The 23,807-nt window shown below is 71.6% G+C and carries 21 protein-coding genes and 1 pseudogene; 10 read left to right on the plus strand and 12 right to left on the minus strand.

The annotated features are described in order from the left end of the window. Positions 1 to 271: 271 nt before the first annotated feature. Entirely contained in the window at positions 272 to 532 is a 261-nt protein-coding gene (locus IO39_RS23805; protein ID WP_157548806.1) for a hypothetical protein, read from the plus strand. Between the two features lie 131 nt (positions 533 to 663). Here the strand turns inward: IO39_RS23805 and IO39_RS50900 are convergent, their stop codons facing one another. The 3 genes from IO39_RS50900 to IO39_RS23820 all read right to left on the minus strand — a co-directional run bounded on the left by IO39_RS50900 (position 664) and on the right by IO39_RS23820 (position 2,993). Continuing rightward, a complete protein-coding gene (locus IO39_RS50900; RefSeq protein WP_052423288.1) occupies positions 664 to 1,227 on the minus strand; it encodes a hypothetical protein in 564 nt (187 codons plus the stop codon). A 258-nt stretch (positions 1,228 to 1,485) separates the two neighbouring features. Next, positions 1,486 to 2,283, minus strand: a complete 798-nt coding sequence (locus IO39_RS23815; RefSeq protein WP_043627313.1) for an ABC-2 transporter permease — start codon at positions 2,281 to 2,283, stop codon at positions 1,486 to 1,488. Beyond that, complete coding sequence (locus tag IO39_RS23820; RefSeq protein WP_043627315.1) at positions 2,280 to 2,993, minus strand: ABC transporter ATP-binding protein; 714 nt, start codon at positions 2,991 to 2,993, stop codon at positions 2,280 to 2,282. The genes IO39_RS23815 and IO39_RS23820 overlap by 4 nt, the downstream gene beginning before the upstream one ends. A gap of 305 nt (positions 2,994 to 3,298) precedes the next feature. Here IO39_RS23820 and IO39_RS23825 point away from each other — a divergent pair, with 305 nt between their 5' ends. The 3 genes from IO39_RS23825 (at position 3,299) to IO39_RS23835 (ending at position 5,998) form a co-directional block, all read left to right on the plus strand. Then, positions 3,299 to 4,531: a sensor histidine kinase gene (locus tag IO39_RS23825; RefSeq protein WP_169789106.1), complete on the plus strand. Its 1,233-nt coding sequence runs from the start codon at positions 3,299 to 3,301 to the stop codon at positions 4,529 to 4,531. Positions 4,532 to 4,535: 4 nt separating this feature from the next. Beyond that, positions 4,536 to 5,183, plus strand: coding sequence for a response regulator (locus tag IO39_RS23830; RefSeq protein WP_043627320.1), 648 nt, complete (start codon positions 4,536 to 4,538; stop codon positions 5,181 to 5,183). Between the two features lie 275 nt (positions 5,184 to 5,458). Beyond that, positions 5,459 to 5,998: a hypothetical protein gene (locus IO39_RS23835; RefSeq protein ID WP_043627322.1), complete on the plus strand. Its 540-nt coding sequence runs from the start codon at positions 5,459 to 5,461 to the stop codon at positions 5,996 to 5,998. Positions 5,999 to 6,065: 67 nt separating this feature from the next. On the opposite strand, the gene IO39_RS23840 is transcribed toward IO39_RS23835, so the two are convergent. Then, the gene (locus IO39_RS23840; protein WP_043627325.1) at positions 6,066 to 7,103 is read right to left on the minus strand and encodes a LacI family DNA-binding transcriptional regulator; all 1,038 of its coding nucleotides are present in this window, start codon (positions 7,101 to 7,103) and stop codon (positions 6,066 to 6,068) included. A 298-nt stretch (positions 7,104 to 7,401) separates the two neighbouring features. Between IO39_RS23840 and IO39_RS23845 the strand changes: the two genes are divergently transcribed. Further along, on the plus strand, positions 7,402 to 9,714 hold the full coding sequence (locus tag IO39_RS23845; protein ID WP_052423291.1) for a beta-xylosidase/alpha-l-arabinosidase: 2,313 nt from the start codon (positions 7,402 to 7,404) through the stop codon (positions 9,712 to 9,714). 51 nt (positions 9,715 to 9,765) lie between these two features. Continuing rightward, positions 9,766 to 11,787, plus strand: a complete 2,022-nt coding sequence (locus IO39_RS23850; protein WP_245642170.1) for a beta-galactosidase — start codon at positions 9,766 to 9,768, stop codon at positions 11,785 to 11,787. A gap of 64 nt (positions 11,788 to 11,851) precedes the next feature. Here IO39_RS23850 and IO39_RS23855 read toward each other — a convergent pair whose 3' ends face one another. From IO39_RS23855 to IO39_RS23865, 3 genes and pseudogenes are all read right to left on the minus strand, one after another. After that, positions 11,852 to 12,247 carry an amidohydrolase family protein gene (locus tag IO39_RS23855; protein WP_052423292.1) on the minus strand — a complete coding sequence of 132 codons (396 nt, stop codon included), beginning with the start codon at positions 12,245 to 12,247 and terminating at the stop codon, positions 11,852 to 11,854. A 23-nt stretch (positions 12,248 to 12,270) separates the two neighbouring features. Then, complete coding sequence (locus tag IO39_RS23860) at positions 12,271 to 13,038, minus strand: class I SAM-dependent methyltransferase (protein WP_043627331.1); 768 nt, start codon at positions 13,036 to 13,038, stop codon at positions 12,271 to 12,273. A 150-nt stretch (positions 13,039 to 13,188) separates the two neighbouring features. Beyond that, positions 13,189 to 14,139: pseudogene (locus IO39_RS23865) on the minus strand (RNA polymerase sigma factor); the annotation flags it as partial. Between the two features lie 170 nt (positions 14,140 to 14,309). Between IO39_RS23865 and IO39_RS23870 the strand changes: the two are divergent. Further along, positions 14,310 to 14,975 (plus strand): TetR/AcrR family transcriptional regulator, encoded by a 666-nt coding sequence (locus tag IO39_RS23870; protein WP_245642171.1) that lies wholly within the window; start codon positions 14,310 to 14,312, stop codon positions 14,973 to 14,975. 502 nt (positions 14,976 to 15,477) lie between these two features. Here IO39_RS23870 and IO39_RS23875 read toward each other — a convergent pair. Further along, complete coding sequence (locus IO39_RS23875) at positions 15,478 to 16,524, minus strand: winged helix DNA-binding domain-containing protein (RefSeq protein WP_043627344.1); 1,047 nt, start codon at positions 16,522 to 16,524, stop codon at positions 15,478 to 15,480. Between the two features lie 9 nt (positions 16,525 to 16,533). On the opposite strand from IO39_RS23875, the gene IO39_RS23880 reads away from it, so the two are divergent. Beyond that, the gene (locus tag IO39_RS23880) at positions 16,534 to 17,712 is read left to right on the plus strand and encodes a cysteine desulfurase-like protein (protein ID WP_043627346.1); all 1,179 of its coding nucleotides are present in this window, start codon (positions 16,534 to 16,536) and stop codon (positions 17,710 to 17,712) included. Here the strand turns inward: IO39_RS23880 and IO39_RS23885 are convergent, their stop codons facing one another. From IO39_RS23885 to IO39_RS23900, 4 genes are all read right to left on the minus strand, one after another. Then, a complete protein-coding gene (locus IO39_RS23885; RefSeq protein WP_043627349.1) occupies positions 17,713 to 18,543 on the minus strand; it encodes a sugar phosphate isomerase/epimerase family protein in 831 nt (276 codons plus the stop codon). It abuts the gene before it with no gap. A 69-nt stretch (positions 18,544 to 18,612) separates the two neighbouring features. After that, the gene (locus IO39_RS23890; protein ID WP_043627351.1) at positions 18,613 to 19,449 is read right to left on the minus strand and encodes a carbohydrate ABC transporter permease; all 837 of its coding nucleotides are present in this window, start codon (positions 19,447 to 19,449) and stop codon (positions 18,613 to 18,615) included. Next, complete coding sequence (locus IO39_RS23895; protein ID WP_043627353.1) at positions 19,443 to 20,330, minus strand: carbohydrate ABC transporter permease; 888 nt, start codon at positions 20,328 to 20,330, stop codon at positions 19,443 to 19,445. Before IO39_RS23895 ends, IO39_RS23890 begins: the two co-directional genes overlap by 7 nt. 12 nt (positions 20,331 to 20,342) lie before the next feature. Continuing rightward, complete coding sequence (locus tag IO39_RS23900) at positions 20,343 to 21,659, minus strand: ABC transporter substrate-binding protein (protein WP_043627356.1); 1,317 nt, start codon at positions 21,657 to 21,659, stop codon at positions 20,343 to 20,345. A 265-nt stretch (positions 21,660 to 21,924) separates the two neighbouring features. Between IO39_RS23900 and IO39_RS23905 the strand changes: the two genes are divergently transcribed. After that, positions 21,925 to 22,926 (plus strand): SIS domain-containing protein, encoded by a 1,002-nt coding sequence (locus IO39_RS23905; protein ID WP_043627357.1) that lies wholly within the window; start codon positions 21,925 to 21,927, stop codon positions 22,924 to 22,926. 4 nt (positions 22,927 to 22,930) lie between these two features. Further along, entirely contained in the window at positions 22,931 to 23,803 is an 873-nt protein-coding gene (locus IO39_RS23910) for a PfkB family carbohydrate kinase (RefSeq protein WP_043627359.1), read from the plus strand. Positions 23,804 to 23,807: the final 4 nt, after the last annotated feature.

Genomic DNA, 23,807 nt, shown 5'->3' on the forward strand with positions numbered 1-23,807 from the left:
TTCCTCGCCGGGCGGTGGAGGCCCCCGTCGCAGGACGCCGGACGGCGGGAGGGCTGCGTCACGGATGAGGCTCTAGGGGCTGAGTCACGGTAATGGTGACCGTGGGGTTAGCAGAAAGTGACTCCGAGCTACGTTGAGTGACGATCGCGGACGGTAATCACCGAGGGGTGCGCAGCCCCGCGGACGATCTCGGCCCCCCGGGGAAGGGGGCCGGCCTCGTCTCGCGGCGGCTGCGCACTGTTGAGGTTTCGTCTACATCGGAGGAGTTTCCGTGCGTACATCCCCCCGCAGGATCGCCGTCGCCGCGATGATCGCCGTCGCGGGTGGCGGTCTGGTCCTGCCGAGCACAGCCGCTCACGCGATCATCGATCCCACAACGGTCATCGACCCTTCGAAGGTCTCCTTCCTGGAGTCGGCCCAGAGGATCGACCCGATCCTGATGACCAACTGCACGAGCGGCACCGTCGCCAACCCCGTGGGGGCAGTCGCCGTCCCGCCCGAGGTCCCGCTCGTGGGCTGCCTCACGCTCTGACGGGGGGGCGGGCCGCGGGGCCGGAGCCGGCCCCGTGACGGACGCACGGGTACGCGAACGCGGACCGGGAAACGCGAACGTCCCCCGGTCCGCGGAAGCTCCGCGAGCCGGGGGACGCCGGGTGGACGAGATCAGTGGTTCTTGACCGAGACCTGCTGGACCATGGGACTGTCGTCCTTCTCGGCCCAGGCGCCGCTGGAGAAGGCCACCGGGTAGTTCTTCTTGCCGACGCCGTCGCCCCACTTGGTGACGACGTACTGGATCTTGATGTGGCCCTGGCCGCCGTTGCCGTCCACGCCCAGGGTGTCCGGGTTGAACGTGCCACCGGTGAGTTCGGCGAAGGTCTTGGCGTCGAGGTCGAGCATGACGCCGCGGCTGGAGGGGTCGCCGGGCCCGCGGTCACCCACGAAGAACGGCATCTTCTTGCCCTTGTAGATCACGTAGCCCTCGGTCATGAGCGGCCAGCTCGGGCTGGCGGCCAGGCCCTTCTGCATGGGCTTTCCCGCGGCGGGCAGGCCGGTGTCACCGGCGCGGCCCGAGGAGTCGTCCCAGAAGTAGGAGGCCGTGGTCGAACCCTGCAGCACGCCCTGCTGGCCGGTGTTACCGGAGTCGGCGTGCGCCACGGTCGAACCGAGGGTCAGCGCCGCGGCAGCGGAGGCCGTGAGCATGGCGATGGAACGCAGGCGAGCAGACATGTAAAATTCAGGTCCTTTGTTAGGGGACGGGAACTTGCGCTCGCTGACGGACGTAGCCGGGCAGCATCGCCATACGGACGCTACGTGGAGCGCGGAGGATCCCCGCGATCGGAGATCTCGGACGACCGGCAGGCCTGCTTGCTGAAGGTAAGGCACAGGTCACTGGCCGGTCACGCTTACTAAGTTACCCCCCAAACCGGACAAAGGCAAACGGAACCCCATAAACCGGGCAAAGATCTACGTTGCCGGTAAAGCCGGTCAGTGCACGTCCTTCCGCAGCACCCGCAGAACCCCTACGGCCATGGGGACGACGATCCACGCCACCACCGCGGTGACCAACCGCGGGACGGTCTCGCCCGTCAGGGCGCCGTCCATCAGCGCGTTGGTGGCGACGTTCAGGTCGAGCCACTCCGCCAGGGTCTCGCCCACCGGGCCGAGCGACCGGGCGAACCCCCACACCATGGGCGCGACCAGGTAGATCACGATCGCGGCCGGCGCGTTCAGGCACAACAGGCCCAGGGCCAGCCCTTCCGCGGTGGTGACCACCAGCGTCGCGATCCAGCCCAGCACCAGGGCCGGCTCCAGCCGCCAGGTCGCCTCCACGCCCGCCACGGCGGCGGAGGCGGCCGTCATCGGCACGGCCACCAGCAGCGCGAGCAGGCAGCCCGCCACGGCCATGGCCAGCACGGGCAGGCACTTGGCCGCCAGCACCCGGCCGCGCCTGGGCTCCAGCGTGAACGTGGTCAGCGCCGTGCGATGGCTCCACTCGCCCGTGACGGAGAGGATGCCGAGCACGGGCAGCAGCGTGCCCAGCGCGAGCGCCGCCGTGCCCGCCAGGGTGAACAGGTCCGCCACCCCCATGACGAGGCCACGCCCGACGACGAACGCCAGGGTCAGCGCGCCCAGGGCCGCCGTCAGGATCAGGCTGGTACGCGTGTCCACCAGCTTGCGCGTCTCGACCCGCAGGAGCGTTCCGAAGGAGATGCGCCCCCGCGCGGCAGGGGTGTCAGCGGCGGCGGCCGGGATAGGGGTGGTGGCCGGGGTGTCAGTGCTCATGCCGGGCTCCGGTCGGTGCGGGAGGTGAGGTCGAGGAAGGTCTGTTCGAGGGTGCGGCCGCGGCCGAGCTCGTCGAGCGTGCCCTGGGCCAGCACCCGGCCGGCGCCGATCATCACGATGTGGTCGGCCACCTGCTCCACCTCGTGCAGCAGGTGCGAGCTGAGCAGCACCGCGCAGCCCGATCCGGCCAGCCCGCGCAGCAAGCTGCGCATCCACTGGATGCCCTGGGGGTCGAGGCCGTTGGCCGGCTCGTCGAGGATGAGCGCCCTGGGGCGGCCGAGCAGCGCGTGACCGATGCCGAGGCGCTGCCGCATGCCCAGCGAGTAGCCGCCGACGGCGCGGCCCGCCTCCTTGCCGGTCAGGCCGACCAGCTCCAGCACCTCGCCGACGCGCGACCGGGGCAGGCCGAGCATCATGGCGCCCAGGACCAGCACCTCGCGCCCGGTGCGGCCGGGGTGCTGGGCGCCCGCGTCGAGGAGCGTGCCGACCTCGAAGCCGGGACGCGCCAGTTCGGTGTACGGCCTGCCGAGCAAGGTGGCCGAGCCCGAGGTCGGGCGGGTCAGCCCGGCCAGGATGCGCATGGCCGTCGATTTGCCTGCCCCGTTGGGGCCGAGGAAGCCGGTGACGGTCCCCGGCCGGACGGTGAAGGACACGTCGTCCAGCGCCTTCACCCCGTTGTACGCCTTGGTGACGCGGTGGAATTCGATCACGTGGCCAAGTTCATCGGAAGGGGCGGCCCCGGCTCATCGGACCTGGGGCGAGTGTTGCGGTCCCCAGGGCCAGACCCGCACGCCTTCCACCCGCCCAGGGTCGGCACGATCGTGTACCCGGGGCTGGACGGATCCCCCGGGCGGTGCAGACCTGGGTCTGGGCAGGACGGCCGGCCCGCCAGTCAATGCCGACCCGGGTCCGCAAGGTCCTCGACCTGGGTCTGCAAGGCACCGGACCCGGGTCGGTAACGGGGTGGACCTGGGGAGCTAAAGGGCAGGCCAGGTGCTCTTCTAGGCTGGAGGCCGTGCACGACCACCCTCTCGAACGACCTCACCACCCTGACGACGGCGACCACGCCGCAGGGCCCGGCCACCGTGAGCATCGGTCCGGCGGGTGGGCCAGGGTCATGCGGACGTCCCCCGACCGGATGGGGAGCCTGCTGCTCTACCTGGTCGCCTCCGTGCCCCTGTTCGTCTCCGTCGTCATCCTGGTGACCCGTTCCGACCGCGCCGACGGCGCCGCCGGCTTCCTGGTCTACTGGCTGCTGGACATCGGCGTCGGGGCGGCGGGCCTGGTGGCGCTGCGCTGGCGGCGCCGGTGGCCGTTGCAGGTGGCGCTGCTCACGGCGCTGCCCTCGGCCTGCCTCTACTCCGTCACCGGCCCGGCCGTCGTGGCGTTCACCTCGCTGGCCAAGCACCGCCGCTGGCAGCAGGTCGTGCCGGCGGCGGTCGTGTTCTGGTTGTGCGTCATCGTCTACACCCGGCTGGTGGGCAACTGGGTGCTGACGGCCGTCTATGGGGTGATCGCGGCCATCCTGCTCACCGCGCTGACCGTGCTCGGCCTCTACCTGCGCGGGCGGGCCGAGCTGGCCGAGGCCCAGCGGGCGGCGGAGGAGGCGGCGCAGGCGCAGCGGGTGGAGCAGGCCAAGCTGTCCGAACGGCTGAAGATCGCCCAGGAGATGCACGACGTCCTGGCGCACCGGATCTCGCTGCTGGCGATGCTCGCGGGCGGCCTGGCCTACCGCAAGGACCTGAGCCCCGAGCAGACGCGCGAGGCCGCGCTGGCGATCCAGGAGAACGCCCACCAGTCGCTCAACGAGCTGCGCGCGGTGCTCGGCACGCTGCGCCGCGACGGCGGCCCGCAGCCGCCGCAGCCGACGCTGGCCCACCTGGACGCCCTGTTCGAAGAGGTACGCGCCGCCGGGCAGCGGGTCGAGGTGGACGACACCGTGGACGACAGGGAGTCGCTGCCCGCGCAGACGGGGCGGCACGCGTACCGGATCGTGCAGGAGGCGCTGACCAACGCGCGCAAGCACGCGCCGGGCAGCCCGGTGCGGGCCGAGATCGGCGGGCGGCCGGGGTCGGGGCTGCGCATCCGGGTGAGCAACGCGGCCCCGCACGGCGCACCCGCCGGTCCGGGCGGGCGGCTGGGGCTGGTCGGCCTGGCCGAGCGCACGCGGATGGCCGGCGGCACGATCACCCATGACGTACGCGACGGGCGGTTCGTCCTCGACGCCCTGCTGCCGTGGGAGGCTTGAGCCCGTGATCAGAGTGGTGATCGTGGACGACGACCCGATGGTGCGCACGGGGCTGCGCCTCATCCTGGGCGGGGAGCCCGACCTCGACCTGGTGGGCGAGGCGGGCGACGGCAGGCAGGCGATGGCGGTGATCCGCGACCTGCGGCCCGACGTGGTGCTGATGGACATCCGCATGCCGGAGCAGGACGGCCTGGTCACCACGGAGCTGCTGCTGAGCCGTCCTGACGCGCCGCGCATCCTGGTGCTGACCACGTTCGACGCCGACGACCTGGTGCTGCGGGCGCTGCAGGCGGGCGCGCACGGCTTCCTGCTGAAGGACACGCCGCCGCCGAAGATGATCGAGGCGGTGCGGGCCGTGGCGAAGGGCGAGCCGGTGTTGTCGCCGACCGTCACGCAGCAGGTGATCGCGGCGGCGACCGGCCGTTACGAGCCGCGCCGCCCGGAGGCGGTCCGCGAGCTGGCCGCGCTCACGGAGCGCGAGCGCGAGGTGGCGATCGAGGTGGCCAGGGGCAGTTCGAACGCCGAGATCGCCAGGGACCTGTCGGTGAGCGTGGCGACGGTGAAGGCCAACATCACCCGCATCTTCGCCAAGCTCGGCACCGACAACCGGGTGCTGGTGGCCATGAAGGTACGCGACGCCGGACTGCTCTGACGCGACACGGGCTGTCCTGACGCGACACGAGCCGTCCCGACCCGGCACGGGCTGCACTGACCGGCACAGGCTGCACTGACCCGGCACGGGCTGCACTGACCCGGCATGGGGTTACCCCGGCATGGGTTACCCCGACATGACGGGGGCTGCGCCGGCCGTGACGCCGTGAGTTGCCTGATCCTCTGCGTTGCCGCCGGTCCTTTACGCAAGGGCTCGCAAGGGGAGGGAAACGAACGCAAGACTTGCGCGCTCTTGCGCTTCCTTGACGTCATCCCTTGCGCCGGGTCAACGGCCGCCCGATCCAGGAAGATACGGCGTCACCAGCCCGATGGTCTCCATCCGCGCCCGATCGGCAGTTATTCCTTTGCGAAAACTCGTCGAAATATTGCGGCCATCTGTTCGTCCTCTTATGGTTCGGCCATCCGCCCGACCACAACCCGCTGCCCTTCTCGGGCCAGACGCTGATCGCCGACAACGCGCTGCACCGGTGCGGCGGCGTCTTCTGGCGGGAGGCGCAGAAGTTCGGCGCCATCACCCTGTACGCCCAGAACCGCGACATCACCGGCGTGACCATCCGCGACACCGACATCTTCGACTCGACGTACGACGGCATCCAGTTCAAGTCCGGCGGCGGCAACATGCCGGGCGTCGCCATCACCGGCGTCAGGATCGACAGGTCCAACAACGGCGCGGGCATCCTCGCGCAGAGCAGCGCGCGCGGCAGCGCGACGCTGACCGACGTCACCATCACGAACTCGGCGACCGGCGACATCGTCAGGGAGCCGGGCTCGGCCTTCGTGATCACCGGTGACTAGCCGGTAGACCGCCGCCCGCCCCGGTCCAGGTGAGCCGTCCAGGAGTGCCCGGCGGGGGCGGGCCGTGCTACGGGTGCCGGACGGGGCGGGTGCGCCTTTCGCCGTGCTGGGCGGTGCTGCTGCGGACGACGAGGGTCGTGGCCAGCTCGATCCGGGTGCCGGCGGGGCCGCGGGGATGGGTCAGCTCCTCGTACACGAGCCGGACCGCCTCGTTGGCCATGTCGTCGAGCGGCTGGCGCACGGTCGTGAGCGGCGGCGAGAGCATCTCGCACAGCAGCGAGTCGTCGAACCCGACCACGGACAGGTCGTCGGGCACGCGCAGGCCGCGCTCGGTGGCCGCCTGGTAGACGCCGGCGGCCTGCAGGTCGTTGCCGGCGAAGAAGGCGGTGGGCGGGTCGTCGCGGTCGAGCAGCTCGGCGGTCAGCGCCTTGCCGCCGCCGACCAGGAAGTCGCCGTAGCGGGTCAGCGCCGGGTCCGAGTCGATCCCGAAGGTGCGGTGCGCGGCCAGGTAGCCCTCGTACCGGTCGAGCGTGCACTGCGTGTCGAGCGGCCCGCCGATGAAGGCGATCCTGGTGTGCCCGAGTTCGAGCAGGTGGGTGGTGGCCATGACCCCGCCCAGCCAGTTGGTCGCGCCGACGGTGGACAGGCGCGGATCGCGCTGGCCGACCGGGTCGAGCAGCACGAGGGGCACGTGCAGCAGCTCCTCGATGGCGGCGATCTCGCGCTGGTCGGCCCGGGACAGCACCAGCACGATGCCGTCGGTGTTGCGCTTGCGCACCATGCCGATCCAGCGCCGCAGGTCGAAGTCGGCCCGCGCGGAGGAGGTCACGACCAGGGAGAAGCCCCAGCGCGCCGCCGCCTTCTCCGCGCCGCTGATGAGCACCTGCGCCCAGGGGGAGCCGAGGCCGTCGATGAGCAGGTCGACCACGCCGACGCGGGGGGCGGTGGGCGGGCGCGGGGCCTCGTAGCCGGAGGCCCTGACCGCTTCGAGGACCTTGTCCCTGGTGGCGGCGGAGACGTGTTTCTTGCCGCTCAGGACCTTGGACACCGTGGGCACCGACACTCCGGCGGCTGCCGCGACGTCGGCCAGCGTGGCGCGAGGCACAGGACCTCCTGTTTGCGGTGGCGCCGCCGTCCGGCGGCACCGGCTGATGACAACTTTCGGAAAACCACCTGAAAAGCCAGACATCCCTTTGACCTGCATTAATCAGGGAGATGTCGTCATTTGATACAGCCTGTTGACAGGGTCAATGGCGGGAGCCTACCGTAACTGATCGGCAATGTCACGGTAACCTTTCGGAAAGTTATCCGGAAACTTTCTGACCCAGTACGGACGAGCTTCGCCGGATATCGCGAGTCGGCAGGCCTTTCCGGAAATCCATTCATTCTGAGAACGAGGATGTATGCCTGCACGTGTTGAGCAGCCCGAAATCACCGAGCGCCGGTCCCGGCGGGTCGAGAAGCTGCTGGCGGAGATGACACTCGACGAGAAGCTGGCGCAACTCGTGGGCGTGTGGCTCAACGTCAACCGCGAGGAGGGCGTCGTCGCGCCGCTGCAGGACGCGATGCAGGGCGAGGACGTGCAGTTCGAGGCGTTCGCCCGCCACGGCGTCGGCCAGATCACCCGCCACTACGGCACCAGGCCGGTCGATCCGGAGTGGGCGCGCTCGGCGCTGGCCGGGCGGCAGAAGTGGCTGCGGGACAGCACCCGGCTCGGCATCCCCGCGCTCGCGCACGAGGAGTGCCTGACCGGGCTGGCGGCGTGGCGGGCCACGACCTACCCGGTGCCGCCGGCGTGGGGCGCGTCGTTCGACCCGGCGCTGGTGGAGGAGATGGGCGCCAGGATCGGGGCGAGCATGCGGGCGCTCGGCGTGCACCAGGGCCTGGCCCCCGTCCTCGACGTGATCCGCGACCAGCGGTGGGGCCGGGTCGAGGAGTGCGTGTCGGAGGACCCGTACGAGGTGGCCACCATCTGCGCCGCCTACGTGCGCGGCGTGCAGTCGACCGGCGTGATCGCCACGCTCAAGCACTTCGTCGGCTACTCCAACTCCCGCGCCGGCCGCAACCTGGCCCCCGTGCACGCGGGCGCGCGCGAGGTGGCCGACACGCTGCTGTTCCCCTTCGAGGTGGCGGTGCGCGACGCGGGCGCGGGCTCGGTCATGAACTCCTACGCCGAGATCGACGGCATCCCGGTCGCCGCCGACGCCCACTACCTCACCACCGTCCTGCGCGAGGAGTGGGGCTTCGAGGGCACCGTCGTCGCCGACTACTTCGCCGTGGCCTTCCTGCACACCCTGCACGCCGTGGCCGAGGACGCCGGCGACGCGGCCGTGCAGGCGCTGAGCGCGGGCATCGACGTGGAGCTGCCGACCGGGGTGGCCTACCTGGAGCCGCTGAAGGAGGCCGTCGCCGCCGGCCGGATCGACGAGTCTTTGATCGACCGGGCGCTGCGCCGCGTGCTGCGGCAGAAGGCGGAGCTGGGCCTGCTCGACGACGACTACGACCCCGAGCCGGCGGCCGGCCCGATCGACCTCGACGACCCCGCCTCGCGGGACCTGGCGCGGCGGCTGGCCGAGGAGTCGGTCATCCTGCTCACCAACGACGGCCTGCTCCCGCTGGGCCCGGCCGAGGGCAAGAGCATCGCGGTGGTCGGGCCGAACGCCGACGACGTGGCCGCCCTGTTCGGCTGCTACTCCTTCGTCCAGCACGTGCTGCCGCACCACCCCGGCGTGGCGGCCGGCATCGAGGCGCCCACGCTGCTGCAGGCGCTGCGGGCGGAGTTCCCCGGCGCGCGGGTGCGGGCCGAGCGGGGCACGGGCGTGGACGACGGCGACCGCTCGGGCATCGCCGCCGCCGCCCGCCTGGCCGCCGAGTCGGACGTGGCCGTCGTCGTCCTGGGCGACCGGTCGGGGCTGTTCGGGCGGGGCACCTCGGGCGAGGGCTGCGACGTGGAGAGCCTCGACCTGCCCGGCGCGCAGCTCGACCTGGCGCGGGCGGTGCTGGACACCGGCACGCCGACCGTGGTGGTGCTGATGACCGGCCGCGCGTACGCCGTGCCGGGGCTCGTCGAGGACGCCGCCGCCGTCGTGCAGGCGTACTTCCCCGGCGAGGAGGGCGCGGGCGCGATCGCCCGCGTGCTGAGCGGCGCGGTGAACCCTTCGGGCCGGCTGCCGATGAGCATGCCGCGCGGCGCCGCCGGCCAGCCCTACAGCTACCTGCACCCCAAGCTCGGGGCGGCCTCCTCGGTCAGCAACCTCGACCCCGCGCCCGTCCTGCCGTTCGGGCACGGCCTGAGCTACACGCGTTTCGACTACTCCGGCTTCACCGCCGACGCGCGGGTCGCGGCCGGGGAGCCGGTCCGCTGCTCGGTGGTGGTGCGCAACGCCGGCGAGCGGGCGGGCGCGGAGGTGGTGCAGGTCTACGTCTCCGACCGGATCGCCTCGGTCACCCGGCCGCTGGCCCAGCTCGCCGGGTACGCCCGCGTCGAGCTGGAGCCGGGCCGCAGCGCGCGGGTCTCGTTCGACGTGCCGGCCCGGCTGCTGTCGTTCACCGGCCGGGCCGGGCGGCGCGTGGTGGAACCGGGCGAGGTCGGCGTGTCGGTGCGCCGCTCGGTGGCGGACGTGGTCGAGGAGCGCACGGTCGTGCTGACCGGCGAGGTGTACGCCTGCACCGGCGACGAGCAGCGGCTGACCGGCGTGTCGGTCGAGCCCGCCTGACCGCGGCGGGATCCGAACGGTTTGAGCAACACGACTACGGGAGCGATGGACATGTCACGCATGGAGAACTTCAGGCGGCGCGTGGGCGGGCTCGCCTACGGCGGCGACTACAACCCCGAGCAGTGGGAGCCCGCGGTCTGGCGGGAGGACGTCCGGCTGATGCGCGAGGCCGGCGTCAACACGGTGAGCCTGGGCGTGTTCGCGTGGGCGTCGCTGGAGCCCGAGCCGGGCACGTACGCGTTCGGGTGGATGGACGAGATCATGGACCTGCTCCATGAGAACGGCATCAGCGTCAACCTGGCCACCCCCACGGCGGCGCCGCCGGTCTGGCTCACGCACCTGCACCCCGAGGTGTTCCCGATCAGGGAGGACGGGCAGCCGTTCGGCTTCGGCAACCGGCTGCACTACGACCCGTCCTCGCCGATCTACCGCGAGTACGCCGCCCGCATCACCACCAAGCTGGCCGAGCGCTACTCCTTCCACCCGGCGCTGGCGATGTGGCACATCAGCAACGAGTACGGCCCCACGTCGTACGGCCCGGCCGCCGCGGCGAACTTCCGCACCTGGCTCAAGCGCAGGTACGGCACCCTGGAGCGGCTCAACGAGGCGTGGACCACCCGCTTCTGGGGCCAGGTCTACACCGACTGGGAGCAGATCGACGTCCCGCACATCCCGCGCACCTGGATGAACCCCACGCGCCGCCTCGACTTCAAGCGCTTCACCTCCGACGCGCTGCTGGAGTGCTATCTGGCCGAGCGGGACATCGTGCGCTCCTTCCGCGACGACCTCCCGGTCATGACGAACTTCATGCGCTTCTTCCGCCACGCCGACTACTGGAAGTGGGCGCCGGAGGAGGACGCCGCCGCGCTCGACATCTACCCCAACCCCGCCGACGCCGACTCCCACGTCTCGGCCGCCTTCAACTACGACCTGTTCCGCTCGCTCAAGGGCGGGCAGCCGTGGATGCTGATGGAGCAGTCGAGCAGCGCGGTCAGCCAGTGGCAGCTCAACATCGTCAAGGAGCCGGGGCGGATGCGGCTCGGCTCGCTGCAGGCGCTCTCGCGGGCGGCCGACTCGGTGATGTTCTTCCAGTGGCGGGCCAGCCGGGGCGGCCAGGAGCGCTTCCACTCGGCGATGCTGCCGCACTCCGGGCCCGACTCGCGCACGTTCAGGGAGATCACCGACCTCGGGCGGGAGGTCAAGCTGCTCGCCCCGGTCGCCGGCACGACCTCGCGCTCCGACATCGCGATCATGTTCGACTGGGACGGCTGGTGGGGGCTGGAGGAGGTCTTCGGCCTGCCGCGCAGCGACTTCAGCTACACCGACACGGTCATGCGGCACTACACGCCGCTGTGGGAGCGGCACCACGCGGTGGACGTGGTGTCCTACGCCTCGCCGCTCGACGGGTACAAGGTGCTGATCGTGCCGAACGCGTACCTGATCTCCGACGAGGCCGTGGCGCGCATCCACGAGTTCGCCGAGAACGGCGGCACCGTGGTCATCTCGTTCTTCTCCGGCGTGGTGGACGGCGACAACCGGGTGCGGCCCGACGGCTATCCCGGCGCGTTCCGCGAGCTCATCGGGGCCAAGATCGACGAGTACTGGCCGGCGCGCCCGCACGAGGAGTTCGCCGTGGACTTCGCCGACGGGCGGCGCGCGACGGCCACCTGGTGGCGCGACGACCTGCACCTGGAGACCGGCAAGGCGCTGGCGACGTACGCGGACGGGCTGCTCGCGGGCCGCGCCGCCGTCGTCGAGAACCGCTACGGCTCCGGGCGGGTCGTCTACTTCGCGACGCTGCTGGAGCGGGAGGCGTTCGACACGACGCTGGCGCAGGTGGTGGCGGAGGCGGGCGTGCGCTCGCGCTTCGAGGGCGTGCCCGCGCACGTGGAGTGCACGGTACGCGGGGACTCGGCGCACGACTACGTGTTCCTGCTCAACCACAGCGCCGAGGAGGGCGCGTCCGTCCCCCTGGAAGGGGAGGGGACGGACCTGCTCACCGGGCAGGCCGTGGCGGGCGAGGTGACGCTGGCCCCGCTGGGCGCGGCGGTCGTGCGGCTCCCCCGCGCGTGAGGTGACGCTGAGCCCGGCCTTCAGGGGAGCCGGCGTGGTGGCCGGGTGGCGTCCGCCCTGGCCTTCAGGGAGCCGGCGGGGTCGCCGGCCAGGCGTCCACCCCGGCTCTGAGGCCGGCCTCCAGCGGGAGGCCGCGCTCGCGCGCCTCGGCCACCAGCGCGTCGTCGTCGAGCACCCGCATGCCGTGCCCGAGCCGCTCCGTGTGCCCCAGCGTGATCGCCTCGTCGTGGCGGGTGGCCAGCTCGTACGTCCGCCACATCCGCTCCACCGGCCGCCGCCTGGAGTGGTCGAGCAGCACCCGGCACTCGATGCCGTGCCTGGCCCGCCCCTCGGCCAGCCCGTCGAGCGCCGCCTCCAGCGGCAGCCCCAGGTCCCCGACGCGCTCGCCGTGGGCGGCCGCCGTGAACGTGACCTCGGCGTACCGGGTGCCCTGGGCGGCCTCGTCGGCGCAGAACTCCACCGCGACCCGGCGGCGCGGTGCGCCTACGCCGGGCGGCGCTTGGTGAGGCGGATCTTCGACTGCTTGTGCGGGAGCCGTTCCCAGTCGTCCATGAAGGCGGCGTCGAAGCCGTAGCGGCCGGCCAGCGCGACGAGCGTCTCGGTGCGGTAGTAGAAGTCCTCCCGCAGCACCTGGTGCTCCTTGCCCTCGGTGCGGTCGAAGGTGAAGTCGAACCACGCGCCCGGCTTCATCACCCTGCCCACGTGGGCGAAGCACTCCTCGATCACCTCCAGCGGGGAGTGCGAGAAGACGCTGTGCGCGTGCACGACGTCGAAGTGCGCGTCGGGCAGGAAGGCGAAGCGCAGGTCGCGTACGGGGGTCAGGTGCGGCAGCTTGTCGGCCAGCCCGTGCCGCACGATCGTGTCCTGGGCGGCCATGAGGATGTCGGGCGAGATGTCGATGCCGTAGTAGTTGCCGGTGTGCAGGTAGTCGATGAACAGGTGGCCCGCCCGCAGGTTGCCGCACCCGATCTCCAGCATCCGGCACTCCGGCTTCAGCCCGTGCTCGACCAGGTAGTCGAACTGCATGCGGCCCAGCGCCAGCCACCGCCGGTGGTTGTGCGAGCCGACGGCGCCCTCGGGGTCGCGGGCGGTGTCGGACTTCATGACGGCGCGGTAGTAGGCGACGTGGTCTCGCGTACGCAGCCTGAACCACGTGTCGCGGGCCAGCCGGCGCACGTGCGGGATGATCTTGTGCGGATGTTTGATCGCGTAGGTCGCTTGGTGGACGAGGCTCGAACGAGAGCGTTTCACGCCTTGGAATCTAGGTCAGCCGCCCCGGGATCCATAGGGCTGTGGCGACACTCTTGATTTTCCGTTTGCGCAGCCTTTCAGTCCGCACCTCGTCCCCGGCGCGCGTGCCGGTGCGTCCCGGAACGGTCGCCGGGCGCCGGTCGCCGCCGGTCAGCTCAGGTAGTCGCGCAGCGCCAGGGAGCGGGAGGGGTGGCGGAGCTTGGACATCGTCTTGGCCTCGATCTGGCGGATGCGCTCGCGGGTGACGCCGTAGATGCGGCCGATCTCGTCGAGCGTCATCGGCTTGCCGTCGTTGAGGCCGTAGCGCATGCTGATGACGCCCGCCTCGCGCTCGCTGAGCTGGTCGAGCAGGGCGTGGAGCTGCTGCTGCAGCAGCGTGAACGAGACCGCGTCGGCCGGCGAGACCGCCTCGGTGTCCTCGATCAGGTCGCCGAACTCGCTGTCGCCCTCCTCCCCCAGCGGCGTGTGCAGGGAGATCGGCTCGCGGCCGTAGCCCTGGATCTCGACGACCCGGTCGGCGTCGAGCTCGCTCTCCTTGGCGATCTCCTCGGGGGTGGGCTCGCGGCCCAGGTCGCTCTGCAGCCGGCGCTGCACCCGCGCGACCTTGTTGATCAGCTCCACCATGTGCACCGGGATGCGGATCGTGCGCGCCTGGTCGGCCATCGCCCGCGTGATGGCCTGCTTGATCCACCAGGTCGCGTAGGTGGAGAACTTGTAGCCGAGCCGGTAGTCGAACTTCTCGATGGTGCGGATCAGCCCCAGGTTGCCCTCCTGGATCAGGTCGAGGAAGAGCATGCCGCGCCCGGTGTAGCGCTTGGCGATGGAGACCACCAGCCGCAGGTTGGCCTCCAGCATGCGGCGCTTGGCGCGCAGGCCGTCCTCGGCGACCCACTCCAGGTCGGCGCGCAGGTCGGGGGTGAGGCCCGGCTCGCTGTCGAGCCGCTCCCTGGCGAACAGCCCGGCCTCGATGCGCTTGGCCAGGTCGATCTCCTGCTCGGCGGTGAGCAGGGGCACCCGGCCGATCTCCTTGAGGTAGGCCTTGACCGAGTCGGCGCCGACGGCGGGGGCGCCGCCGGCGCGGTTGTCGTCCAGTTCGAGAACCTCTGCTGCTTGGGACAAAACACTCTCCTCGCTCGCGTTGGATAGTGGACGGCGGCCTAACTTTAGGTCGCACCTAACTTTAGGACCTCTTGAAGTAAGAAGCAACCTAAAATGAGGTCGAACCTAAAAATTTGTGGAAGACTGCGGCCATGGACACCGACACCTTGGGCTTGAGGGAACAGAAGAAGCGAGAGACCCGGCAGGCCATCTCTGACCACGCTACCCAACTGTTCCTGGAACGCGGCTTCGACCGTACGACGATCGCCGACATCGCCGCCGCCGCCCGGGTGGCCAAGATGACCGTGACGAACTACTTCCCCCGCAAGGAGGATCTGGCCCTCGACCACCACGAGGAGTTCGCGGCCGGCCTGGCGCGCACGGTCGCGCGCCGCCCGGCCGGCGAGTCGGCGCTGGCGGCGGTGCGGCGGGAGTATCTGGCGGCACTGGAGCGGCGCGACCCGGTCATCGGCTTCACCGGCCCGGCCTTCGCGCGGATGATCGCCGAGAGCCCGACGCTCGTCGCCCGCCTGCGCGACCTGCACGACCAGCGCGAGGAGGCGCTGGCCCGGCAGCTCACGGCGGAGGCCGCCGAGACCTCCGGCGACCCGGTCGCCGCCCGCGCCGTGGCGGCGCAGCTCGCGGCGGCCGACCGGCTGCTCTTCCGCGAGCTGCAGGCCCGCATGCTGACGGGCGCCCCCGGTCCCGGGTACGGGGAGGCCGGCGGTGAGCGCGGCGGGGGCGGCGGTGATGACGCCATCGCCGCCGAGCTGGACGGGATCGCGCGTCAGGTCTTCGACCTCCTGGAACCGGCGATCGGCGCATACGCCGTCCGCTGACCGTCCGGCGCGCGCCCTCCGGGGCCTCCCGTTCCGGGACGTCCGTGACACCCCGTCACAAGCCCTCCAGGCCACGAGCCTCCCGAGGAACCCGGCACGAACCCTCCAGGCCACGAGCCTGCCGAGGAACCCGGTATGAGCCCCGCGGGGCATGAGCCTTGCGGGGCGCCCTGTTACGCACCCTCCGGGATGTCCCGCCATGAGGGCGTGGTCAAACGCCTGGACGGCCGCCAAGCGATCCCCCTCCCCTCGGCGCCGAAGGCCACCAGGCATGCCGCCTCCCCGGCCGGCTCCCCCATCACCCCGCCCGAACAGCGGAGGGAACGGCCCGGCCCCGGCACGCCGCTTCCAAGGTCCCACACGCCACCGACAATTCCGCGGGCGGGAAAGACGGGACGGACGACCCCCGCGACGGCGATGCCGGCGAAGACGAGACAGGGGAGGACGAGACCGGCGAGGGCAGCGGTGGCGGGCCGGCGTCCGGGCCGGTCGAGCAGCAGCCTCAGGAGGGGGCGGTTTCGAGGGACAGCGAGGTGGCGTCCGGCTCGGCGAAGGCGAGCAGCCGCAGCCCCTCCTCCTCCAGCACGTCCAGCCGGCTCTCCCCGAACGGGCTGACGAGCAGCCTGGCCTTCTTGCCCGAGCGCTTGATCTGCCAGGTCCCGGCGGCGAACCCGTCCACCAGGTAGACCGCCCGCACCCGCAGGTTCTTCGTGGTGACCAGGCCCCGGTGCTCGTCGGCCAGCACCCTGGTGCGGTCGGCGTGGCCGAGGATCAGCGTGTCGAAGTCGGGCAGGAAGCGAACGGGCGCGGGCACGTCACCGCCCGGCCGGGGCGCGCCGGGCAGGTCGAACAGCTCGCGCCCGGCGAAGTCCGTCACCCGTTCCAGCTCCATGCCCGCCATGACCTTCCCCAGCCCGCCCAGCCCCGACCAGGTCTGCACGTCGGCGGGGGTGGCCGGGCCGAACGCGGCCAGGTACCGCTCGATCAGCGCGGGCACCCCGGCCGGCCGCGGCTCGATGCCGGGCAGCCCGAAGGCAGGGTCGCGCGGGTAGCTCCACCGGTCGCCGGTGGGCTCCATGACGAGCGGGGTGAGCATGCGCACGACGTAGCCGAGCGCGCGGTCGTACCCGCCGGGGAACTCCGCCAGCAGCCGGGGCCGCAGCTCGTTGAAGGTCAGGGGCCCCGCGGCCAGCAGCCGGCCGGCGGCGGCCACGACCGCGTCGGCGTCGATCCCGTCGAAGCGGCGCGCGGCGGCGGCCAGCACGGGCGCCACCACCGGCCGGAACGCCGCGAAGTCCGCGGCCGTCACCAGGTGCAGCGTGCCCCGCCACATGGTGGCCCGCACCAGCGTGCGCGCGTGCAGCGCCGCGTGCAGGTCGTCGCGCCCGAACCCGGCCAGCCGCGCCCACACCCCGAGGTACGGCGGCCGCGGCTCCTGCGCCTGCAGCCCGGCCAGCCGGTGCACGACGTCGGTCACGTCCCCCTCGTGACGGGAGAGAAGGTGCTGGCGGGCCAGAGTGGCACGGTTGAGGTCGCGCAGGCTGAGCATCTACATATCATGCCCTTCCCCATCAAAGAGGTACGCGCCACGTACCCCGCGCTCTCCGACGGCTACGCCTACCTCGACGGCGCCGCCGGCACGCAGACCCCCCGCCCCGTCATCGACGCCATCGCCACCGCCTACCGCACGGGGATCGGCAACGTCGGCGGCGCCTTCCCCGCCAGCCACCGCTCCGACGCCATCGTGGCCGCCTGCCGCGCCGCGGTGGCCGACCTGGTCGGCGGCGACGCCCGCGGCGTGATCCTCGGCCCCAACATGACGACCCTCACCTACCGCCTGGCCAGGGCGCTGGCCGGCCCCGGCGACGAGGTGGTGGTCTCCCGGCTGGACCACGACGCCAACGTCCGCCCCTGGACGCAGACCGGCGCCACCGTCCGGTGGGCCGAGGTGGACCCGGTCACCGGCGAGCTGCCGGTCGAGCAGTACGCCGGACTCGTCAACGAGCGCACCCGGGTGGTCGCGGTCACCGCGGCCAGCAACATCCTCGGCACCCGCCCCGACGTGGCCGCCATCGCGGAGCTGGCGCACCGGGCGGGCGCGCTGACGTACGTGGACGGCGTGCACGCCACCCCGCACGGCCCGGTCGACATGCGCGCGCTGGGCGCCGACTTCTACGCCACCAGCGCCTACAAGTGGTCGGGCCCGCACATCGGCGCGGTGGTCGCCGACCCGGCGCTGCTGGAGACGCTCGCCCCGGACAAGCTGGCCTGCTCGTCCGACACGGTGCCCGAGCGGTTCGAGACGGGCACGCTGCCCTTCGCCGACCTCGACGGGGTGACCGCCGCCGTGGACCACCTGGCCGCCATGGTGCCGGGCCCGGGCAACCGCCGCGAGCGCCTGCTCGCCTCGATGGCCGCCGCCGAGGAGCACGAGCAGGCGCTGTTCGCGGTGCTGCTCGAAGGGCTGGAGACGATGCCGCACGTGACGGTGTACGGCAAGCCGGCCAGGCGCACCGCCACCGTCTACTTCAACGTGGCCGGGCACAGCCCGCGCCGGGTGGCCGAGCACCTGGCCAAGCAGGGCGTGAACGTGTGGAACGGCCACAACTACGCCTGGGAGCTGACCGCCGCCCTCGGCGTGCGCGACTCGGGCGGCGCGGTGCGCGCGGGCCTGGTCCACTACAACGACCGCTCCGACGTGGACCGCCTCCTGGACGGGGTGGCCCGCCTGGGGTGATCAGGAGAGCGCGCGCACGGCGTCGAGGCAGCGCCGCACGGCGGGCCTCGGCGCCATGGCGTACGTGCCGTCCCCGAACAGCTCGAACGTCATGAGCCCGCCGTATCCCCGCCGCTCCAGGGCCTCCAGGTAATCGGCCAGCGGCAGCTCGCCGTCGCCCCACGCCAGGTGCCCGGCGGGCCGGCCGTCGATAAGGTGGACATGGCGGACCCGGTCGCCGAGCGCGTCGAAGTAGTCGTCCACGCTCTCCCCCGCCACCGCCATCGCCACGGTGTCCAGGACCGCGCCCAGGTTCGGCGCGCCGATCTCGGAGATCATCCGGGCCAGCGCCCGGGAGTCGTTGACCAGGTTCGACTCGGCGCGCTGCAACGCCTCCAGCACGCACGTCACGCCGAGCGTGCCCGCGTACGCGGTGATCTCGCCGATCGCGTCGGCCGCGCGCCGCCAGGCGTCCGCCACCGGCTCGTCCTCGAAGCCGCGCCCCGGCGTGAGCAGCAGCAGGCCCGCCCCGAGCTCGGCGCACAGCTCCGCGGCCCGCCGGAACATCGCCACGCTGCGCGCCCGCAGCCCGGTGTCCGGCGAGGCCAGGTTGACCGGGTACATCACCTGCTCGGGCGTCAGGCAGGCGACGGACAGGCCGCGCGACTCGGCGGCGCGCCGCACGGCCCGCGCCCCGGCGTCGCTCAGCTCCGGGACGTGCAGCTGCGGCGCGATGCCCCACAGCTCCAGCCGCTGCCTGCCGAGGTCGGCCGCGTCGTCGAGGAAGCGCTCGAACGGCAGGTGCTGGTAGGCGAAGTTCGACCCGGTGAACCGGTCGAGCGGGAACGTCACGACAACTCCTTCATCGTCTACTTGCCGATCCCATCGGCGCTGCTCACTTGCCGATCCCATCGGCGCTGCTCACTTGCCGATCCCATCGGCGAGGCCCTTCACGATGTAGCGCTGGCCCAGGAAGAACAGCAGCACCACCGGCAGCGCCGCGATCACCATGCCGGCGAACACGACCGGATAGTCGGTGCCGTGCTTGCTCATCAGGCTCGTCAGCCCGACCGGCAGCGTCTGCACGCCGGACCCGCTGGTGAAGATCATCGCGAACAGGTACTCGTTCCAGGTGAACAGGATGTGCAGCAGCACCGTCGAGGTGAGGATGGGCTTGCACATCGGCAGGATGACCCGCCAGAACGCCGTCCACCGGCCCGCGCCGTCCATCTCGGCGGCCTCGTCCACCTCGCGCGGCAGGTCGATCATGTACGCCCGGATGAGGAACGTGGTGAACGGGATGCGGAAGGCGGTGTAGAGGATGAGCAGCGCCCAGAACGTGTTGTACAGGCCCATCGACTGGAACAGCTTCACCAGCGGCACGAGCGCCACGGTCGGGGCCAGCATCAGCCCGCCGAGGATCGCCGCCGTGAGCGTCCGGTTCATCGGCACGTCCACCCGCGTCAGCCCGTAGGCGGCCCACGCGCTGACGAACACGGTCGCCACCGTCGAGGTCACCGTGACCAGCACGCTGGTGGTGAGATAGTCGCTGACGCCCCGGTTCCACGCCTTGGCGTAGTTGTCGAAGCTCCAGTCCAGCGGCAGCGCGAACGGGTCGCCGAACAGCTCGGCGTTGGTCTTGAACCCGTTGAGCGTCATCCACAGCAGCGGATAGAGCACGACCACCGCCAGGGCCAGCAGGAACGCCCACATGAAGACGCGGGCGATCACCCCGAGGAAGCTCAGGCGCGTCACCATTCCACCCTTCTCCTGCGGGTGAACCAGAGCTGCGCCACCGCCACGCCGAGCGTGATCACGAACAGCACGGTGGCGATCGCCGCGGCGTACCCGAAGTCGTTGCGCACGAACCCGCTGCGGTACAGCCAGGTGCCCAGCACCTGGGTCGAGTTGTCGGGCCCGCCTCCCGTCATCACCATCACCTCGTTGAACACCTGGAACGCGCCCGAGAGCGTGACGATCGCCATCAGCCCGGTCATCTCGCGCACGAGCGGCACCGTGATCCGGAAGAAGCGGCCGACCGGGCCGACGCCGTCGATGGCGGCGGCGCCGTAGATCTCGGCCGGGATGCGCTGGATCGCCACCGCGAACAGCAGCGTCGAGTAGCCGAAGCCCTGCCACTGGCTCATCGCGATGATCGCGGACATGGCGGTGCTCTCCTGGCCCAGCCAGGCCTGGGCGAGCTCGCCGAGGCCGGCGGCCCTCAGCGCGTGGTTGAGCGGGCCCAGGTTCGGCTCGTAGATGAAGTAGAACAGCAGGCCCGCGACGGTCAGCGAGATCGCCGACGGGATGAAGTAGACCGCCCGCAGCGCGCGCTGCCACCGCTGGCTCCGCACGCCCTCGATGAGCGCGGCGAGCAGCAGCGCGCCGAGCACCTGGAAGACGATGGAGATCGCCGCGTAGAGCGCGTTGTTGCCCAGGGACGACCAGAAGACGGGGTCCCCGGCCAGCTTGGCGTAGTTGGCCAGGCCGGCGAATTCCTGGCTGCCGCTGTAGATGTCCCACTCCAGCGTGCTGAAGCCCAGGTTCTGCACGAGGGGCAGGTAGACGAACACTCCGACGAGCACGAGGGCGGGCAGGACCCACGCGAGCCCGAGCGTCCTTCGCAGGGTGGCGCGCACGCGAGGACTCCCCTACCTGGCCGATTCCGAGGCCCGGCGCACGCTGTCGAGCACCTGCTCGGCCGTCTTCCCGCCGCTGACCAGCGCCTCGCCGCCGGCCAGCCACGCGTCGGCCACCTCGGGGACGGTGACGGTGTCGAGCCAGACGGCCAGCTTCGGCGCCTTGTTGACCAGCTGCATGCCCTCGTGGACGGCCTTGCTGGAGGTCTCCTCCGTGACGGCGCCGACGACGGTGCTCGGCTGTCCGTACGGCGGGGCGGACAGCGTCTTGGCGTTCTCCAGGCTGGTGGCGAACTTCATGAAGTCGACCGCGAGCGCGACCCTGGGCGACCTGGCGTTGATCAGGTAGCCCTCGGGCGACCCCTCCAGCACCGCCGGGTCACCGGCCGCGTTCGCCGGGACGGGGAGCGGGAAGATGCCGAAGTCGTCCGGTTCGAGCTTGCCGCCGGAGGTGGCGTTGTCGAACTCCAGGATCTCCTGGTAGTACATGGCGGCCTTGCCGCCGGCGAACGCCTCCTGGGCGGAGCTGTAGAGCACGCCGTTGGTGCCCTCGCGGGTGTCGGTGCACTGGCCGACCAGCGTCTTGAACTGGTTGAGCGCGGTGACGTAACCGGGGTGGGCGAGCTTGGCGGTGGCCGGGTCGAAGTCGGCCTGGAGGGTGGCGTCGGGCACGTTGTAGGCGAAGAGCTGCTGCAGGTAGTGCAGGGCGGGCCAGCCGTCCTTGTTGCCGAAGGCGATGGGCTCGTACCCGGCCTTGCGCAGCGGCCCGCAGGCGGCGATCAGCTCCTCGAACGTCTTGGGCACCGCGACGCCCGCCTTGGCGAAGGCGCTCTTGCTGTAGCCCATGAACTTGCCGTTGCCGTAGAGCGGGATGCCGTAGTACTTGCCGTCGCGGGCGAAGGCGGCCAGCGAGCCGGGGCTGAAGGTCTTCCCCCACGCGGTGTCGGGGCCGATCACCTTGGTCAGGTCGGCCGCGCGTCCGCCGCGGATGTAGTTGTCGGCCCAGTTGCCGGTCCAGGTGAAGTAGATGTCGGGCAGCGCGTCGGAGGCGGTGAGCGTCTTGAGCTTGTCCTTGACGCTCTGGTCGGTCTCCTGGATCAGCTCCACCTTCACCTGCGGATGCTGCTTCTGGTACGCCGCCGCGAGGTTCTCGAAGTAGGGCCCCGTGGGGTCGCCGGCGAACTTGGTGAGGATGCTCAGCGTGCCGGAGAACTCCGGCGGGGCGGCGGCGTCGGCCGCCGGGGCCTGGGGGGTTCCGCCGCCGGAGCAGGCGGCCAGGGTGAGTGTCCCGAGGAGTGCCGCGAACGTCGGCAGGGCGCGAGGGCGCATGGGCTTCCTTTCTCTACCGGCAAGCCGTGCGTGGTGTTGGCCGACCCTACAGCTCACCTGATACCGGTACCAGACCCGTAAGCCAAGATCTTTTCTTCGTTGCCCCGGCGTGACCTGGCGACACCGACAAGGCTCCAGCTCAGAACCGGTTGTACGAGAAGGGAGGTTGACGCCGTCCGGGACGGTGTGCCAACGTGACCCCCGCGTGATACCGGTATCAGGTCCCATTTGAACGGACGCCGGAAATCCCGGAAAGGACACGAAGATGCTCGGATTCGACGAGCCGGAATTTCTCTCCCAGGCAGCCAGCGCGGTGGCCCTGCGCCCGCGCATCGAGGAGCTGGTCGACCGGCTCGTGGACGAGGGGTTCGACACCCTGCTCCTCGTCGGGGCCGGCGGCACCTACGCGCAGATGTGGCCGTACGAGCACCTCGCCCGGCGCAGCTCGACGCTCGACGTGCGCGCGGTGATCGCGGCCGAGCTGGTCGCCTCCGGTGACGCCCGGCTGGGCGAGCGCACGGTGGCGCTGTTCACCTCCGTCTCGGGCACGACCGACGACAGCGTGCGGGCGATGGAGTACTGCAGGTCGAAGGGGGCGTACACGATCTCCTTCACCGGCCACCCCGACTCCCCCGTGGCCGCCAAGGCGGACACGGCGCTGATCTCCGAGCCCAAGACGTGGCCGTTCGACTTCCAGCTGCTGCTGTTCATGGGCCGGCTGCTGGCCCGGCGCGGCGAGTTCGACGGCTACGAGCGCCTCGCCGCCGAGCTGGCCGGGATCCCGCAGGTCCTGGTGGAGGTGGCCAGGCAGGCCGAGCCGGTGGCGGCCGCGTTCGCCGAGGCCCACAAGGACAGCGACTACTACTTCCTCATCGGCGGCGGCAACCTGTGGGGCTTCACCTACCTCTACTCGATGTGCATCCTCGAGGAGATGCAGTGGCTGCGCACCACCCGCGTGCACAGCGCCGAGTTCTTCCACGGCTCGCTGGAACTGCTGGAGGAGGACACCAGCGTGATCGTCTTCCAGGGTGAGGACGAGACCCGCGCCCTGACCGACCGCGCCGAGGCGTTCGCGCGGCGCGTCTCCAAGGACGTCACGGTCTTCGACACCCGCGACTACCCGCTGACCGGGATCAGCCCCGAGTTCCGCGGCCTGCTCGCGCCGCTCGTGCTCGACACCGTCATGAGCCGGGTCAGCAAGCACCTGGAGCGGGTCCGCGACCACTCGCTCGACCTGCGCCGCTACTACCGGGTCATGGACTACTGAGCCGATGAGAGTGCTCGGCTTCGGCGACAACATCGTCGACCGGTTCGTCGACCGGGGCATCGACTACCCCGGCGGCAACAGCGTCAACGTCGCCGTCTACGCCCGCAGGCTCGGCGTGGAGGCCGCCTACCTGGGAGTCTTCGGTGACGACGGGCTCGGCGGGTTCCTGCGCGAGTCGATCGCCGCCGAGGGCGTGGCCGTGAACCGCTGTGTCGTACGGGCCGGGGAGAGCGGCCTCTCCCGCCTGCGGGTGGACGACGGCGACCGCGTCTTCCTGGGCTGGAACGGCGGCGGCGTCACCGTGCGGGAGCCGCTGGTGCTCGACGCGGACCTGCTCGGCTACGTGGCGGGCTTCGACCTGGTGCACTCCAGCGTCTACTCGCGCAGCGAGCCGGAGCTGCCCAAGCTGGCCGGGCGCGGCCCGCTGGTCAGCTTCGACCTGTCCAGCGAGGAGGAGTTCCGCGACGCGGCCTACCTCGACCGCATCTGCCCGTACGCCGACCTGGTGCTGCTGTCCTGCTCCCACCTCGACGAGCGGGCCACGGCGGACCTGCTCGCCGAGGTGGTGGGGCGGGGCGCCGGGCTCGCGCTCGGCACCCGTGGCGTGGCCGGCGCGCTCGCCCACGACGGCCGGGTGACGGTGCCGGCCCCCGCCCGGCTCGCCGAGGGCCTGGTGGACACGATGGGCTGCGGCGACGCCTTCCTCGCCGGGTTCGCCGTGTCGCTGCTGGGCGACGGCTGGGCGGTGGGCGCGCCCGCGAGGCCCGCCGCGATCGAGCGGGCGCTGCGCCAGGGGGCCGAGGCGGCGTACGCGCAGTGCTTCGTCGAGGGCGCCTTCGGGCACGGCCGGGACAGTATCCTGTCCGGATCAAGGTGACGAG

Source organism: Nonomuraea candida, from assembly GCF_000725485.1.
Taxonomy (GTDB): domain Bacteria; phylum Actinomycetota; class Actinomycetes; order Streptosporangiales; family Streptosporangiaceae; genus Nonomuraea; species Nonomuraea candida.